This window comes from Larkinella fluvii, assembly GCF_051857545.1.
Classification (GTDB): domain Bacteria; phylum Bacteroidota; class Bacteroidia; order Cytophagales; family Spirosomataceae; genus Larkinella.
On the sequence record NZ_JBPZHB010000011.1, the window covers coordinates 130,241 to 146,974 of the forward strand.

10 protein-coding genes are annotated in these 16,734 nt (G+C 54.4%); 5 read left to right on the forward strand and 5 right to left on the reverse strand.

Translation table 11 applies throughout. The features are described from left to right. Window positions 1–104: 104 nt before the first annotated feature. From ACS5NO_RS27415 to ACS5NO_RS27435, 5 genes are all read right to left on the reverse strand, one after another. A complete protein-coding gene (locus tag ACS5NO_RS27415; protein ID WP_439418088.1) occupies window positions 105–734 on the reverse strand; it encodes a response regulator in 630 nt (209 codons plus the stop codon). Between the two features lie 38 nt (window positions 735–772). Next, the gene (locus ACS5NO_RS27420; protein WP_439418089.1) at window positions 773–2,695 is read right to left on the reverse strand and encodes a polysaccharide biosynthesis protein; all 1,923 of its coding nucleotides are present in this window, start codon (window positions 2,693–2,695) and stop codon (window positions 773–775) included. A gap of 162 nt (window positions 2,696–2,857) precedes the next feature. Then, window positions 2,858–4,084, reverse strand: a complete 1,227-nt coding sequence (locus tag ACS5NO_RS27425; RefSeq protein WP_439418090.1) for an ice-binding family protein — start codon at window positions 4,082–4,084, stop codon at window positions 2,858–2,860. Between the two features lie 97 nt (window positions 4,085–4,181). After that, complete coding sequence (locus tag ACS5NO_RS27430; protein WP_439418091.1) at window positions 4,182–4,700, reverse strand: helix-turn-helix domain-containing protein; 519 nt, start codon at window positions 4,698–4,700, stop codon at window positions 4,182–4,184. A 298-nt stretch (window positions 4,701–4,998) separates the two neighbouring features. Further along, on the reverse strand, window positions 4,999–6,492 hold the full coding sequence (locus tag ACS5NO_RS27435; protein ID WP_439418092.1) for an arabinose isomerase: 1,494 nt from the start codon (window positions 6,490–6,492) through the stop codon (window positions 4,999–5,001). A 204-nt stretch (window positions 6,493–6,696) separates the two neighbouring features. Between ACS5NO_RS27435 and ACS5NO_RS27440 the strand changes: the two genes are divergently transcribed. From ACS5NO_RS27440 to ACS5NO_RS27460, 5 genes are all read left to right on the forward strand, one after another. Then, on the forward strand, window positions 6,697–7,392 hold the full coding sequence (locus ACS5NO_RS27440) for an RNA polymerase sigma-70 factor (protein WP_439418093.1): 696 nt from the start codon (window positions 6,697–6,699) through the stop codon (window positions 7,390–7,392). Window positions 7,393–7,461: 69 nt separating this feature from the next. Further along, the gene (locus ACS5NO_RS27445) at window positions 7,462–8,466 is read left to right on the forward strand and encodes a FecR family protein (RefSeq protein WP_439418094.1); all 1,005 of its coding nucleotides are present in this window, start codon (window positions 7,462–7,464) and stop codon (window positions 8,464–8,466) included. 55 nt (window positions 8,467–8,521) lie between these two features. Continuing rightward, window positions 8,522–11,971, forward strand: a complete 3,450-nt coding sequence (locus tag ACS5NO_RS27450; protein ID WP_439418095.1) for a SusC/RagA family TonB-linked outer membrane protein — start codon at window positions 8,522–8,524, stop codon at window positions 11,969–11,971. Between the two features lie 21 nt (window positions 11,972–11,992). After that, window positions 11,993–13,639 (forward strand): RagB/SusD family nutrient uptake outer membrane protein, encoded by a 1,647-nt coding sequence (locus tag ACS5NO_RS27455; protein ID WP_439418096.1) that lies wholly within the window; start codon window positions 11,993–11,995, stop codon window positions 13,637–13,639. Window positions 13,640–13,643: 4 nt separating this feature from the next. Continuing rightward, window positions 13,644–16,697: a PVC-type heme-binding CxxCH protein gene (locus ACS5NO_RS27460; protein ID WP_439418097.1), complete on the forward strand. Its 3,054-nt coding sequence runs from the start codon at window positions 13,644–13,646 to the stop codon at window positions 16,695–16,697. Window positions 16,698–16,734 lie beyond the last annotated feature (37 nt).

A 16,734-nucleotide genomic window follows, 5' to 3' on the forward strand; every position in this document is an offset into this window, starting at 1 on the left:
TTTTTGTAAACAGGAACGACCAACTGCCGGAAGCACCGTTCTCAGACTTCCGGATACGACGGGTATTTTTCCAAAACCGGTATTGAAACGCCCGGGAGCCATTGCTAGATCAAACGGTATAATTCGGCCAAATCCTTGAGCATGATGACGTTATCGACCCGAAGTTTGTCATAAATCCGGGCTTTATGGGTTCCAACCGTGGAGGTGTGAATATTTAAATAATCGGCGATGGTGCTCACCGATGTCCCTTTGAACAGATGTTGGGCAATTTCAAACTCCCGGTTCGACAGCAGTTGAAAGGGGTCCAGTTCATCCGCCTGATGCCGGTCTTCCAGCGTCTGGTCCAGCAACGACGGATCCATGTATTTTCGGCCCGTCAGAATACTCCGCACTGCCGTCAGAATTTCCGGATCGCCGGCTTCTTTGCTTAAGTAGCCACTTACCCCCATTTGCAGATACCGCTTCAGGAACGCATACTTGGTGACGGTCGTGAAAAGGAGGATAGGCAGCTCAGGCACCATCTTGCGGAGATTTTCCAGAAAACTAAACGTATCAGTATTCGGCAGGTTCAGTTCCATGATCACCAGATCATAGTCGGTGTCCATGATTTTCCGGAAAGCCACCCCGCCGTTCTGGGCTTCGTCGATCTGGATTGTGCCGTAGTAGTCTTTCAACAGCAGACGGATGCCCGAGCGCACAATAGAATGACCATCGACAACTACTAATTTATGCATGATTCGGTTGGTGTTTATTCCCCGCCCAAAGGCCAGTCTCAATAATCCAGTGTGCTGAATTCGGAATTGTTGCTGATGAACTCCGGAATGATTCGTTTGATGCTGCTGACCAAAGCCCGGTCATTGCCGTCGGCGAGTTGGTGACGGAGTTGTTCCAGACAAAACCGGATTTCCTCCGCGTGCAGTGCCGCCACCCGGGCAATCATAATTTTGGGATGATGGGTGGGCAGTGTGCGTTCGTTCGTATGCAGCAGTTCTTCATACAGTTTCTCACCCGGTCTCAGCCCGGTAAAAACAATCTTGATGTCCTGCCCGCCCGGCTCGCGCGACAGCCGGATCATCTTCCGGGCCAGATCCACAATCCGGACCGGCTCACCCATATCGAAGACAAAGACCTCTCCACCCTGCCCCATCGCCCCGGCTTCGAGCACCAGTTGACAGGATTCCGGGATGGTCATGAAATACCGCCGAACCTCGGGATGGGTTACCGTCACCGGGCCACCCGCCTGAATCTGTTGCCGAAAAACCGTTACCACCGAACCGTTGGAACCCAGCACGTTGCCAAACCGGGTGATCATAAAACGTGTCCGGCGCAGCAGCGAATCCGAATGGTTCAGGCTTTGGACATACAGCTCGGCCAGCCGCTTGGTGGCTCCCATGACATTGGTCGGATTGACGGCTTTGTCGGTCGAGATCATCACAAACCGCTGCACCCCGTATTCCAGCGCCAGATCGGCCATGACCTGCGTACCGAGCACATTGACCCGAACAGCCTCGAATGGATGTTCCTCCATCAGCGGAACATGTTTGTAGGCTGCGGCATGAAAAACCAGCGTCGGCCGGGTATCCCGAAACACGTGCTGCATTCGCGTCTGGTTGGACACATCGGCGATTTTAATCACCAGGCGAATTTCGTTCAGGGCGGTTTTAAAGTGCTGGCGGAGTTGAAACTCCAGGTCGAACAAGGCCGATTCGGCCTGATCGACGAGCACAATCGTACGCGGGTGATGGCTCAACAATTGACGGACCAGTTCACTTCCGATGGAACCGGCCGCGCCCGTCACCATCACCACCTGATCATCGAGCTGTGCCCGCAAGGTGTCGTTGAAAAGCTGAATCGGGGCTCTTTCGAGCAAATCTTCGATGCGAATGTCACGAATTTGCAGTGCATCGAAACGGCCGTCCATCCACTGCCGGACCCCGGGGACGGTTTTGACCGGAATGTCGTATTGGAGAAAAAAGTCGGTAATCTGCGTCCGCTGATGGGGTGTACAGGATTCCATCGCCAGAATCACCTGGGGCAGCACGGTCTGGCCTTTGATAAACCGCTGGTAAGCCTGCTGACGGGATAGCACTTCGACCCCTTCCAGGACTTTACCCCGTTTGGCGGGATCATCGTCCACAAATGCCAGCATCTGATACCAGTGATCCGCATCCTGCTCCAGGGCTTTGCGGGTGAGCAGTCCGGTTTGGCCCGCGCCATAAATCAGGACAGGCTGGCGACGCCCGCCCCCCACCAGCAGCAAATGCCAGTAAAGTGCCTTCGCACCAAACCGGCTGGCGGCCAGAATAACCAGACAGCAGCAATAGTCGATGAGCAGAATGGAAACCGGCACATAAAGCGTCCACGGCCCATTTCCCAAAGCCAGCAGGCCGGAAACCAGCGCCGTTAGTGCCGTACTCATCGAAACCGCCAGCCCCAACAGCCGCAGGTCTTCCAGGCTGGTGTGTCGGATAATGCCGCGGTAAGATCCCACCAGAACGAAGCAGATTAACCGACAGAGGGTGGTGATCAGCAAACCGGCCAGCAGATTATCCCCGTTCATGGCGCTGAAATCAAAATTAAACCGCAGACCATAAGCAAGGGCAAAAGCAATACCGGTTATGATCGTATCGGTCAGCAGAATCAGGTAGCTGGACAGAAAACGGTTGGTATGCGTTCGGAGGTAGTTCTCGATCATTCGTGATACGCAGATAAGGGAGCCGAAAAAGTCGGAATGACCGCACAAAGCCGTGCCAGGGTGAACCGAAATCACCGTTAAATTGCTCCAAAATGGACTATTGAGAATCGAAGGCCAGCCCGCAATAAAGACTATCAACCAGCCAATCAGGTAAACAACCGGTTACTCCACAATAAAACGGTGTTGGCGTACCTGCCCCCGTTCCTGAACCTTGAGGATGTAGGCACCAGACGACAGACCTGTCGATTTCAGCAGCAGATTCCCCGATTGAATACCGGTTTTCTGCAGAGACTGCAAACGTCCATCGGCACTGTAGAACCCAAGAATGGCGGTTTCGGGCTCATCCAGCTTCAGCACAAAGCGTTCCCCGCGAGCCACCGGATTGGGGTACACGCCATACGCATCATCCCGCATTACCACCGAAACCGCCCGGTAAACCGTCGATCGGCCGTTTAAATCCGTCTGCGTCAGGCGGTAATAACTGGTGCCGGAATAGGGTGTCTGGTCGGTCAGCCGGTAGGTTTTCAAGGTTGTGCTATTCACCGAAACATCAGCTACTTCACCCACTTTTTCGAACCGTTGCAGATCTTTGCTCCGCTCAATTAAAAAACCTTTGTTGTTGATTTCCAGCGATGTTGTCAGGGCCAGTTCGACCGTCCGATTGGCTTGTACTTTCGCCGTGAAGCTGACCAACGTTACCGGCAACGGGGCCGCTGTAGGAACGATAACCGTGCTGGCGTTGATCGTAATGGCTCCCGCAGTTGAAAGGGCCCTTCCTTCCAGCGTAGTCGTGTTCAGTACAATGGCATCCAGGGCAATGATGGTTCCTCTAAACGTCGAACCGGTTCCCAGGGTGGCGGCTCCGTTGATTTGAAAAAATACGTTTTCAACCGTGGCGCCGTTCGTCAGTAAAATGGTTGAACCGGTGCCGGTTACCAGAGCACTGTTTAACTTGATGATAAAAATACCGGCTCCACTCAAGGTGAGCGTTCCATTCAGGGTGGTAGGGCTGGCGCTGGTTTGGCAGGAAACACCCGGATTCAGCGTCTGTCCCCCCAGTTCAACACCGATAGCCGTCGGATTACAGGGAGCGGCAAGCAAAGAGCTGTAGGCCAACGCGACATCAGCCGCTGCCTGGATCGATTGCGGACTTCCGGCGGTATACGTGTTTCCGGAGATGGTGGCTGTCTCAAAACCGCTAATGGATCCGACATTGGTTCCAATGTCACCCGTAATCTGGGAGGCTCCGTCGTTCAAAAGCGCACCGTTGGCGGTAAATAAAGCAAAGGTAGACGTGGTTCCGAGGGGCGGTGCGCTCTGTCCGAAACCGATGAACGGTAAGGCGAACAAGACACTGTAGGCCAGGCTATTAAGTAGTTTTCGTTTCATAGTCGTTGAATGATCAGGCTGGTTTTGTTTTACACTGCTAAGATGGGCTTTTGCAAACTCGTATATGTTACACAATTCCCCAGAAAGGTTACATTATTCACACATTTTCAAGCGTATTGCGTCCATTTTGCTTGAGTTGCTTGTAGTTGGAAGGCGTTACTCCGGTCACCTTTTTAAACTGGTTGGACAAATGGGCGACACTGCTGTAATTGAGTTTGTAGGAGATTTGGGTGAGATTGAGTTCGTCATACCGGAGCAATTCTTTCGCCCGTTCTATCTTATGAGCAATAATGTATTTTTCAATGGTCGTACCTTCCGCTTCTGAGAACAGGTTGGCGAGGTAGGTGTAATCATATTGTAGTTTCGAACTGATGTAGTCCGAATTCTTCATTTTGGGCAGCTCGTCGGTGTAGTGAACCAGCTCCACAATTACGTTTTTCACTTTTTCGATTAGCACTTCTTTTTTATCGTCAATCAGTTCGAGCCCGGCTTCCAATAAACCGGTTCGCAACTGATCCATTTGTCCGACAGAAATTGTCCCCCGAACCTCTACTTCACCGAGATCGACCACCTCACAATCCAGGCTGGCTCTTTTAAAAATTGCCTGTACAATCATTTTGCAACGCCCACTAACCATATACCGGATAAAAACTTTCACCTTGTTTTTGCTGAACAGCGTATGAAGGAAACTCACTAAGAGAAGGGGGCCGGGTCACCAGTACGGTGACAAGAGAAGAAGCAGCAGAAAGATAAAAAAGAGGGAATCTTTACTAAACGGTCCTTGGTTTTGTATATGCAAAAATCGATCCAGAAATTCCAATTTATCAGACAAAGATGTTTTAATTGTCGGGCTGATCAAGATTTGCAACGGTGCTGGTCAAGATCTGCAATCGCGATCAACCACGTCAGCCACGCTAGCACACCTGAATCACCTCCACATTTAGCAACGCCCCCAGTTTTGCCAGTTTGGAAGCAATATGCCCCACTCCCACCGCACAATGGTGCGCCGGACCGTGGCTGTTCCAGGTCTGTACGAAGTTCCGCGCACCCGGCGAAAACCGGTAGCGGCTGTTGGTGTTGCCAATGTGCAGAATCGGTCCCGGCACGGATTCACCTTCGGCCACGAGCAGACTGATTTTCCCGTTCCCGTTTTCCACCACCGACAGGAGCGTGACCGGCCCGTTTTTAACCGACATTTCCACCGAAAGCCCCCGACCCACTTTTCCATGATATACATAGAGCGGACGGACCTTGGTTTTGCCCTCGGCAATGCGGATGTGGCCGGGACCATCGTGGCCCATCAGCACCACATTGTCGGCAAAATCCATCGCGTAATATTCCGTAAAAGAACCGCCAACGCCGAAGCTGTCCATGATTTTCATGGCCTGGGCATTCTTGACTTCGTATTCACCCGCCACCGGAATCCCGCGCGCCGTCAGCAGTGAATTACCGAGAATCACCGAACTCATCGTGTCTTCATTCGCCGGATTACCACTGCCTTTGTGATAATACGCCAGCGATCCCAAACCGTGGGTTTCCACCAACTGATCCAGTGCCACGGAGGTTCGGGCAGCGCGAGCGAGTTCCTCGGGTAAACAATCGGCCTGAACGTCGAAGGTTTCGGCAAAAACCGCCGTCCGTTCCTTCACCTGTTCCGGCGAAACCGCTTCCCGCAGAGCGGATAGCTCGTCGACTTCCACGATTTTCATATGGCCGCCGAAGGTTGCGTTTTGCAGCGTCAGGTCGGAATAAATGTCGAGCATCCCGCTGTAATAATTGCCCATCAAACCCAGGCAGTTGTGCGCCATGACGTGCGCCACCCGCCCGGCTTCGATCCACTCATCGATTTCCTGCCAGCCCTCGGGGTCGTTTTCAAGCATGCCGGTGACCTGATGAAACGGGATGTGGGCGCGACGGAATACGTTGGCGATTTCGGGAACGGGGCAGGCCGAGCAGTAAGCCAGCCATTCGCCCGTCATCCGCGTTCGGTCGTTCAACTGATTGAACCATTCGTAGTTAATGGCCGGTTCGGGTGCTAAATTCAGGACGATTACCGGCACTTTGGCCCGCTGCACCACCGGCAAAACCGTCGCCGACAGGGCATAGGTGGTGACGTAAATGAACAACAGATCGATGTCGGCCTGCCGGAACTGGTGACCGGCCACCAGGGCTTTTTCCGGCGAATCGACCAGGCCGAGGTTGACCACTTCGACACCCGGGCGACTGAACCGCGACTCGACGCGCTGCAGGTAACCTTTCAACCGGGCTTCCAGCCCGTCGAATTGCGCCCAGTAGGTATCCAGCCCAATTCCGAATAAACCGACTTTAAACGGAAACGATGGTGTGTTCAACGTGGATACGGTTCCTTTAACGGATTGACCGGTTTCGACTCCCTGATTCGTTTTCATAGACCATTTATAATTGACGTACTGGCTCATTTTCTAAAATAGAATTGGCAAGTAAACAGGGAATCGACACTTTCTTCAAACTATTTTTCAAATCTGCCAAATAAATATAAAATTACGGTAAGTGTTTTTTCGTCCCTGAAACGTCTCCCTGTATCGAAGCAGTGATTTCGCCTTTCTGACTAGTATTTTCACCATTTACCGAACATGGGAGAGGTTAGACGTTTAGTACCGGACCCAAATGGCAATCAGGCAAACCCATTTTCACTCGGGGATCGTCCGCTCAGTGATCATCCTCCGGCCCATTTTCAGCGACCGGCGGTGGCACTGGATGCCGAACGGCTGATTCATAAGGCGTTTGAACAGAACCCGGATTCGGGCATCGCACTGCTGTTTCAGCACTATTACCAGTCGCTGTGCAGCCACGTTGTCCGGTTTGTTTCGTCCAAAGAAATTGCCGAGGACATTGTTTCGGACATTTTCTACGAGTTCCACGTCGGCCACATTTACCTCACCATCACGACGTCTTACCGCGCCTTTCTTTTCACCGCCGTACGCAACCGGGCTTTCGACTACGTCCGGGCCGAGATGAAACGCAGCACCTCACTCGACCAGGCCGAACGGGTTTCGTTTCCCAGCGAGCAGCAACCCGATTCCGTGACGCAGTTTGAGGAACTGTATCACGACGTGGAAAAAGCCATCGACGCCATGCCGATGAAACAGCGACAGGTCTACGTCATGCACCGGTTTGAAGGCCGGAAATACACCGAGATTGCCCAGGAACTCAACCTTTCCCTACGAACCGTCGAAGTCCACATGTACCGGTCCATCCGCCACGTCCGGGCTTTCCTGAAAGACAAATGGCTGATTTTGCTCCTCAGCTTCTGCCAGTATCCGCAATAAAACCACAACAACTTCCTGAAACATGGTTTTGGTGTGGCTGTTTTTGCCAGCCCGAAACCGGTCTGACTTATGAAAACACAGGTAACGAAAGAACTCTTGTTCAACTACTTCGCCGGTCGTACTACGGCTTTTCAGAAGCAGTTGATCGACGAATGGGCCAAAGATACAGACAACCGGGAACAGTTTTTTCACTGGCTGGAAATCTGGGAAAGCCAGCATCCGCAGTATGTGGCCGATGTCCAAACCGCCCTCAACCGTCACCAGATGCGAATGGCTCAGGACCCGCAGGAGGACGAACCGGCTGGTGTCGATCGGCCCATTCCCATGACCCATCAGCCCTGGTTTCGGTGGGTTGCTGCGGCCTCGGTGGCTTTGCTGGTCGGGAGTGGCTGGGTGTATCGGGACGACGTCATGAACGAAAAATATACCACGACCTACGGCGAAACCCGGCAACTGACACTGGCCGATGGCAGTGAGGTGACGCTGAACGCGAACTCGACGCTGAAGGTGCCCCGGTTTGGATTTGGTGCTCAGACGCGGGATGTGGCGCTATCGGGCGAGGCCACGTTTTCGGTTACCCACACGACGGACGATCAGCGGTTTGTGGTCAAAACAAACCGAAACTTCGAGGTGGTCGTACTCGGCACCGAATTTTCGGTGTACAACCGGGAACGGGGCGGCAAAGTGGTTTTGAATAAAGGGAAAGTGCAGCTCCGGTACCAGGAGGGCAAGGCTCCCCGTCAGTTGATGATGAAGCCGGGCGATCTGGTGACCTTAAACCGGCGTGATGGGCAGGTCCAGCTCCGGAAACTGAGTCAGCCCGAAAACGCTTCGGCCTGGCGCGAAAACCGCTTTGTGTTTGAAGAAACGACGCTTGAAGAAATCACCCATCTGTTCAAGGAAAACTACGGCCTGGTGCTGGAAATCACCGATCCCAAACTGGCCAAATGGACCGTTTCCGGCTCTTTTACAGCCGGCAACGCCGAAGAACTCCTGGAGTCGCTGATGGAAGGGTCGGCCCTGACCTACAAACGCACCGGCAACCACATTGTCATTCCGAATCCTGCTCACTAACCCACCGTACTTCTTCTCATTTCTGCTTACTAACCCATTCTTCTTATTTACCTCCATGAAAAAAAGAATACCACCACTGCTGATTCTGCTGCTGGGTGTTATCCAGCCAGGTTTTGCCCAAATGCTCGCGAAGGCCCAGACCTCAGCCCGCCAGCCGCTGTCTGTGAGGCCCGAAAACCGCCAGTTGAAAGAAACCCTGCGGGAACTGAAAAACCATTATAAAGTAGACATTCTGTTTTTCGACCGGATTGTGGAGGGCTACGTCGTTTCGTCGGACGCCATTCACTGGGACGACCGGCTGGAAACCAACCTGGAGACGGTGTTAAAACCGTTTGGGTTAAGCTATAAAAAATCGAAAAACGGGGGCTACGTGATCACCGCCAAAGAACCGCAGCGGAGGTCGGAAATCAATCCGAGTCGATTTCCCGAAGCCCCTTTCGCCCGCCAAACCGAAAACCGACCGGCCACCGAAGCAGCAGCGCTAGAGGTTCCGGCGGCCCGCGTCGTGGAAAAACCGGTTGTTGCCGACATCACCATCCAGGGCCGGGTGACCGATGCCGGAAAAGGCGAAGACCTGCCCGGCGTGAGCATTGTTCTAAAAGGATCGACGCGCGGAACCACCACCGACGGAACCGGCACCTACAAGCTGGCCATCCCCGGTCCGGAAGCGGTTCTGGTTTTTAGTTTTGTGGGCTACGAACCACAGGAAGTGCTGGTCGGTGGCCGCACCGAAATCAACGTCAGCCTGAAACCGGACATCAAAGCGTTGAGCGAAGTCGTTGTGGTGGGCTACGGGGTTCAGAAGAAAACCTCGGTGACGGCGGCTGTTTCGGCCATGAAAGGAGAAGAAATTGCCTCTGTTCCCGTCACCAACCTGAGCAACAGCCTGGGGGGTCGGTTGCCGGGCGTCATCGTCAAACAGGCTTCCGGCGAACCCGGCCGCGACGGTTCCAATATCTACATTCGCGGGATTTCCTCCACGGGCAACAACCAGCCCTTATTAATTGTTGACAATATTCCCCGCAGTTTTCAGCAACTCGATCCCAACACCATCGAAACGTTCACAATCCTGAAAGATGCCGCAGCGGTGGCACCCTACGGAGTGGCAGGTGCTAACGGGGTGGTTCTGGTGACGACCAAGCGCGGAAAAACCGGTACGCCGTCGCTGACGTATAATGCTTACGTCGGTTTTCAGAATCCGACCGTCATGCCCGATTATTTATACGGCTACGACTTTGCCTCGCTGAAAAATGCAGCCGCTAAATACGCCGGGTTGCCAGAACCGTATTCGGCGGAAGCGTTACAGAAATTCAGAGACGGTTCGGACAACGATTCGTACCCGGCTGATAATTACGTCAAGGAAATTGTCAACCGCAACGCCGTCATCACCACCCACAACATCGAATTGTCGGGCGGGGCGGAGCGGATCAAATATTACGCCAGCTTGGGCTACCAGTACCAGGCCGGGATGTGGCCGTCGACCAGCAATAAACGGTATAACCTGGCGATCAACCTCGACGCACAGGCCACCAAAACCACCAAAATTTCTTTTAACCTGAACGGAAGGGTGCAAAAGTCGCAGTATCCGTCGATTGGCACGTCGCGTCTTTTCGAACTGATTGCCTATTCTCACCTGCAAAACGGCCCGCTGTTTTTCAGCAACGGCATGAATGGCACCTACGTCACCGGCAGCATTTACAACAGCGGGTATCAGAAAACCAATACGACGGCTTTGTACTCTCAACTGTCGGTGGAACAGGAGATTCCGTTCATTCCGGGGCTGGTGGCCAAAGGTACGATTGCCTACGATCCGACGATGGTTCTGGATAAAATCTGGACGACTCCGGTTCACCTGGCTACGATCAATACAACGACGAAAGTGATCACCGACGGCATTTTCGGTCAGGCCAAATCGTCATTGAACCAGACCTACAACCAGACCCAGCAGTTGACCTACCAGGCCAGCCTGAACTACGTGCGGTCGTTTGGCAAAAGCACCGTGGGCGCGCTGGCGGTTTTTGAAGCCAAAGCCAACGACGCGATGCTGCTGGGTGCTACCCGCCGGAACTACAACCTGAGCATCGACGAACTGGACATGGGGAGTTCGAGTCAGGCCGACATGACGACCACCGGAACTTCCAACTACGGCCGGCAAATGGGTCTGGTTTACCGGGTTACGTACGACTACGCCGATAAATACCTCTTCGAAGCCAGCGGTCGCTACGACGGCAGCTATTACTTTGCCCCCGAAAACCGCTACGGTTTCTTCCCGGCCTTTTCGCTCGGCTGGCGTTTGTCGGAAGAGAATTTCATCAAGAACAATGTGCGCTGGATTGATAACCTGAAACTGCGCGGGTCCTACGGCGAAGTGGGCGCGCTGGCCGGGAGTGCCTTTCAGTACATGAGCACCTACAGCGTGGTGGGTCCGGCCTATGTGCTTGGTGGCAACGCCGTTCAGGCCCTCCGCGAACGCAACGAACCGAACCCGAACATCACCTGGGAACGCGCGAAAAAGACCGACATCGGTTTGGAAGCCACGTTATGGAAAGGCCTGCTGAACCTGGAAATGGATTATTTCTACGAAAAACGCTCCAACATGCTGGTTAATCCCGATGTCATTGTGCCGTCCGAATACGGAATCGGACTGAGCCAGGTGAATGCCGGGATCATGCAAAACCAGGGCATTGACCTGTCCATTGGCTCGGCACACCGGTTTGCGTCCGGCCTGCGCGTTGCCCTCAACGGCAATTTTACGTACGCCAAAAACAAGCTATTGCAGGTGTTTGAAGCCGGGGCAACCTACAACAACCTCAACCGCCGGTTGACCGGAAAACCGCTCGGAACGCAGTTTGGCTTTCAATCACTGGGTCTTTTTCAGGTGGCCGATTTTGACGAAGCCGGTAAGCTAAAACCGGGAATTGCAGTCCAACCCTGGGGGGCGGTTCAACCCGGCGACATCCGGTATCAGGACATGAACAACGATGGCAAAATCAACGACGACGACCTCACCCGGATTGGTGACGCCGTAGCCACGCCCCGAATCATTTACGGGATTGCCCCCAACGTCCAATACAAAGGTTTCACGCTCGACCTGCTGTTTCAGGGCGCGGCCAAAACCAACTTCTATTACTCGGGCAGTGCAGCCTGGGCCTTCAGCAATGGCATGGGTGCGGTCCGGGAAACACTGGACTACTGGACGCCCGAAAATCCGGATGCGACCTATCCACGCATCACCAACGCCCCGACGACCAACAACACGCAGACGTCCTCATACTGGATCGGCGATGCCAGCTACCTGCGGTTAAAAAGCGCCACCCTGTCGTATTCGATTCCGTCGGTGATCACGCAGCGAATAAAAATCCAGAATGCGCGGGTCTACGTGTCGGGGCAGAACGTCCTGACCTGGACGAAGTTGCGGAATTTTGACCCGGAAATTACGCAGGCCAACGCCTGGAGTTATCCGCAGCAAAAAGTGATGTCAGTTGGCTTGAATGTAACGTTTTAATCCTGAAAACACCCCCCCGCGATGAACCTGTCTAGGCTTATAAAGTTGAATGGCAAAGTAGCTTTGCTGTTCCTGATTTTGGGAGTTTTCTCCTGCAAAGATTTTCTGGACGTGGCCCCCAAAGACCAGATTTCGGACGATATCGTCTGGACCGATGCCGCCACGGCCGACCTGTTTCTAAATAACGTCTACTCCGGAATTCCGGGGCCGTTCAACACCTTCGATCCGTGGGAAAACTTTACGGACAATGCCATGAACGGCGTCAACGGGCTGCCCAGCCGGGTTTTGTACTCGCCGTCGGTCTATACGGCCAGCAACGCGCCCAACTGGTGGGGGCAGTATGCCAACATCCGCCGGGCCAATTTATTCATCGAAAAAGTAACGGCGTCGGCCTTTCCGGATACCTGGAAAAAACCCAAAATCGCGGAAGCTCGGTTTTTACGCGCCTATTACTACCAATTGCTCTGGACCGCCCACGGCGGGGTTCCAATCATCACCAGTTCGCTGAATCAGAACACGCAGGGCGACGCCATTTTCCGGGCGCGCAACACCGACGAAGAAACCTACAAATTCATTGTGGACGAGTGTGCCGCCATTGTCGATGACCTGCCGCTCAAGGCCGAAGCCGGCCGGGTTTCCAAAGCCACGGCACTGACGCTGAAAGGCTGGTGCGAACTGTTCTGGGCCAGTCCGTTGAAAAATACCGCCAACGACAAAGCCCGCTGGGCATTGGCGGCCGCTACCAACAAGCGTGTCATCGATCTGGGTTCACACAGCCTGTTTTCCAATTACGAAACGCAATTTTACGAGGACAACAACAACAATGTGGAAGTGCTTTTTGCCAAGCAATACCTCGGTGGTACGGCCCTGGGCAGTGGCAAAGAAGGCCTTTGGGGTCCCTGGATGGTCGGCGGGGTTCAAAAAGCCTACGGGGGCGTCGACCCGACGCAGGAACTGGTGGACGAATACGCGATGGCCAACGGTTTACCGATTTCAGACCCGGCTTCGGGCTACGATCCGCAGAATCCGTATGTGAACCGGGAAAAGCGGTTTTATCAGTCCATTGTGTATGATGGATCGACTTGGGTTGGCGCCGAAATGGTAATGAAACAGGGCGTCGGTAGTCGGAATGCGACGGATTTGAGTAATACCAATGAAGCGACCAATACCGGTTATTATTTGCGGAAGGGATTGAATCCAAAATACACCATCAACGGCAACCATTTGTTGAACAGCGGCAGTTTTATCATTTACCGCTACGCCGAGGTGCTGCTGAGTTATGCCGAAGCCCAGAACGAAGCCGTCGGGCCGGATGCGTCGGTGTATGCCGCCATCAACCAGGTGCGGACGCGGTCGGAATTACCGAACCTGAAAACCGGCTTGACGCAGGCCGAGATGCGGGTGGCCATCATGCGCGAACGCCGGGTGGAGCTGGCGTTTGAAGAACGGCGCTGGTTCGATCTGATGCGGTTGAAGCTGGCGGAAAAGAACCTGAACGGAACGTTACACGCCATGAAAATTGAGCTGGTGGGCGGAAAACCGGTGTACACGGTCATTCCCGCACCGGAAGGCGGCAAAACGTTCTTTGCCAATAAAAACTATTTGCTTCCGATTCCGCAATCGGCGTTGAACCAGAATACGAAGCTGACCCAAAACCCGAATTACTGACCCAATGGTAATTTCATTGACTCAAATACAGCAGTATCTTTTTTACAGTCTGATCGCTGCCAGCCTGGTGATGGTGCCGGGTTGTCAGAAGTCGTCTACCTCTTCGGGAACCTCCCCCGAAGAGGCTTTGAAAACGTTCGAACTCGAACCCGGTTTTCAGATCGAACTGGTGGCCAGCGAACCGCTGGTGGCCGACCCGGTTGCGATGGAAATTGACGAGGATGGGCGGTTTTACGTCGTGGAAATGCACGGTTATCCGCTCGACAAAACCGGTACCGGAAAAATCAAACTGCTCACCGATTCAGATGGCGACGGTCGCATGGACCAGAGCACGGTTTTTGCCGAGAACCTCGTGCTGCCTACCGGGATCATGCGCTGGAAAAAAGGCGTGCTGGTGACCGACGCGCCGAATGTCTACTACCTGGAAGATACCGACGGCGATGGCAAATCCGACGTCCGCGACACGGTTTTGACCGGTTTTGCCCTTTCCAATCCGCAGCATAACGTCAACGCGCCCCTGCTGGGTCTTGACAACTGGATTTACCTCGCCCACGAATCGGCGGTGACGGCGCAGGTGTATAAGGAAGAGTTCGGCGACCGCGGGAGTGATGTTTTCTTTCCCAAAAAACCTGATGGCATCCGTCTGCCCGACAACGCCAGTGGCCGCAGCGTCCGGTTTCGGCCCGACCGCTACGAACTGGAACCGGTGGCCGGCAATACGCAGTTTGGTCATACCTTCGACGCCTGGGGAAACCGCCTGCTGGTGAGCAACGCCAACCACGCCTTCCACGAAGTCATCACGACGCCGTATCTGAAGCGCAATCCGGATTTGCTGGTTTCCAACGTCACCCAGTCGATTTCGGACCACGGCAATGCCGCCGAAGTGTTTCCGATCACCAAAAATCCGCAGATGCAGCTGCTCACGGACATTGGCGTGATCACGTCGGCCTGTGGCATAACGGCGTATCTGGGCGGGGTGTTTCCGGCCCTGTACGACAGCGTGACGTTTGTGGCCGAACCCGTCAGCAATCTGATTCACTTCGATAAAATCCATGAAAAAGGAGCCAGTTTTACGGCCAGCCGCGTCCACACCGGCAAAGAATTTCTGGCTTCGACGGACGCCTGGTTTCGACCCGTCAATATGTACGTCGGACCCGATGGCGCGCTGTATGTCATTGATTATTACCGGCAAATTGTCGAACACCCCGAATGGATGGCCGAAGACGTTATCAAATCCGGGGCCTTATACAACGGAACAGATCAGGGCCGCATCTACCGCATCACGCCCAAAGGAACCAAACCCGCCGTCCTGAACAAAGACCTGCTGGGGAAGGCGTCCAATGCGCAGTTGATCGAAAAACTGGCCAACCGCAATAGCTGGTGGCGCCGGAATGCGCAACGGCTTTTGCTGGATCGCGCGACACCTCAGGATGTGGCCGAATTGGAAGTCATGGCGAAAAATCCGTCGTCGCCCCTGGGTCGTCTGCACGCCCTCTGGACGCTCGAAGGGCTAAAAAAACTTCGCCCTGAATTGATTACGGCGGCCCTGAAAGACCCGGTTCCGGGTGTCCGAACCAACGCGATCAAACTGGCGGAACTACATCTCAAAACCGCCCCGGCGCTCATTCCAGCGTTGCTGGCGATGCAGTCCGACAGCGATCCGAAAGTCCGCTTTCAACTGCTTTGCACCCTCGGTTTTGTTGAAACGCCCGAAGCAGCCAGCGCCCGTCAGAAACTGCTGTTCACCGACATCGACGACCAATGGGTTCAGATTGCGGCCCTTTCCGCGCCCGCGTCGCAAAAAGGCGATTTGCTCAATGCGGTTTTGACGCGTTACAAGCCCGACCAACCGGCGTATGGTTCGCTGGTCGAGCGGCTCAGTGCCATGACCGGGGCGAGTCAGCCACCGAAAACGATTCATTCGCTTCTGGAGAAAGCGCTCGTACCGGTTTCGGCGGAAAAAGAAACGTGGCAACCCTCCATCATCAAAGGCGTCGCCCAGGGCGTAAAACGGCGAAACTCGACGCTCGACTCGAATTTTCTGGCAGAACAACAACTGCTGATCCGGTCTTTTTTCAATCACTCCTCCCCTTCCGTTCGCTCGGCCTGCCTTCAGTTTTTGCAGGTAACCGGCCTGCCGGACGACGCCCAGACAACGGCGGCTTTTCAACAGGCGGTTCAGACGGCGGCTGATCCGAAACAGTCGGAAGAGAAGCGGTCCGAAGCCCTCGGTTTTCTGGCCCTGCGCGACGCAACGCCCCAGATCCCGCTCCTGAAAAAAATGATTGCGCCAAATGAGCCGCTTTCGGTTCAGGTGGCCGCGCTGAAAACCCTAAGCTCGATCCCCGATGCCACGGTCAGTGACTATGTGTTGCAAAAGTGGCCCGTCATGACCCCCGACATCCGCGAACCGGCCATTGCAACGTTTTTCAGCGGCCCGGACCCGGTACGACAATCCCGGATCAAGCTGCTGCTGGATGCCGTCGAAAAAGGAACCATCGACCAGAACAGCATCGGCTGGCCCCGCAGCGTCGGTTTGATGGCGAACTCGAACGTCGAATCGCGAAACCGGGCGCGGGTGCTGCTGACGAAACGCGACAAACAGCGGGATGAGGTCATTAAACAATACCAGACTTCGCTGGAACTACCGGCTGATGCGGACAAGGGTGCGCTGGTTTTCCAGCAGAACTGTGCGCTCTGCCACCAGATCAGCAGCACGGGTGGGATTGCGTTCGGCCCCGATCTGGCGACCATCCGAAACCGGCGACCGGCTTCCATTCTGGGCGATATTCTGAACCCGAACCTGTCCATCGCCGACGGCTACGACCTCTGGACGATCACGCTGAAAAACGGCGAAACCCAGCAGGGATTAATCTCGACCGAAACACCAACGGCCCTTACGCTGCGCAACCAGGGCGGCCAGGAAACCACCATTGCCCGGCAGGACATCGAGACCCTGAAAGCCATGAATATGTCGGCCATGACCGCCGGTTTGGAAAAGCAGATCAACCCGCAGCAAATGGCGGATCTGCTGGCGTATATCCGGAAGGCGAAATGAGTTTACGGTTTACGGTATTCGGTTTACGGTGGCTGAC

Excerpts from the sequence above, each read along its gene's own strand:
- ACS5NO_RS27445 (WP_439418094.1), top strand. The coding sequence starts at position 7,462 with ATGAAAACACAGGTAACGAAAGAACTCTTGTTCAACTACTTCGCCGGT.
- ACS5NO_RS27415 (WP_439418088.1), bottom strand. The coding sequence starts at position 734 with ATGCATAAATTAGTAGTTGTCGATGGTCATTCTATTGTGCGCTCGGGC.
- ACS5NO_RS27430 (WP_439418091.1), bottom strand. The coding sequence starts at position 4,700 with ATGATTGTACAGGCAATTTTTAAAAGAGCCAGCCTGGATTGTGAGGTG.
- ACS5NO_RS27450 (WP_439418095.1), top strand. The coding sequence starts at position 8,522 with ATGAAAAAAAGAATACCACCACTGCTGATTCTGCTGCTGGGTGTTATC.
- ACS5NO_RS27420 (WP_439418089.1), bottom strand. The coding sequence starts at position 2,695 with ATGATCGAGAACTACCTCCGAACGCATACCAACCGTTTTCTGTCCAGC.
- ACS5NO_RS27440 (WP_439418093.1), top strand. The coding sequence starts at position 6,697 with ATGGGAGAGGTTAGACGTTTAGTACCGGACCCAAATGGCAATCAGGCA.
- ACS5NO_RS27425 (WP_439418090.1), bottom strand. The coding sequence starts at position 4,084 with ATGAAACGAAAACTACTTAATAGCCTGGCCTACAGTGTCTTGTTCGCC.
- ACS5NO_RS27460 (WP_439418097.1), top strand. The coding sequence starts at position 13,644 with ATGGTAATTTCATTGACTCAAATACAGCAGTATCTTTTTTACAGTCTG.
- ACS5NO_RS27455 (WP_439418096.1), top strand. The coding sequence starts at position 11,993 with ATGAACCTGTCTAGGCTTATAAAGTTGAATGGCAAAGTAGCTTTGCTG.
- ACS5NO_RS27435 (WP_439418092.1), bottom strand. The coding sequence starts at position 6,492 with ATGAAAACGAATCAGGGAGTCGAAACCGGTCAATCCGTTAAAGGAACC.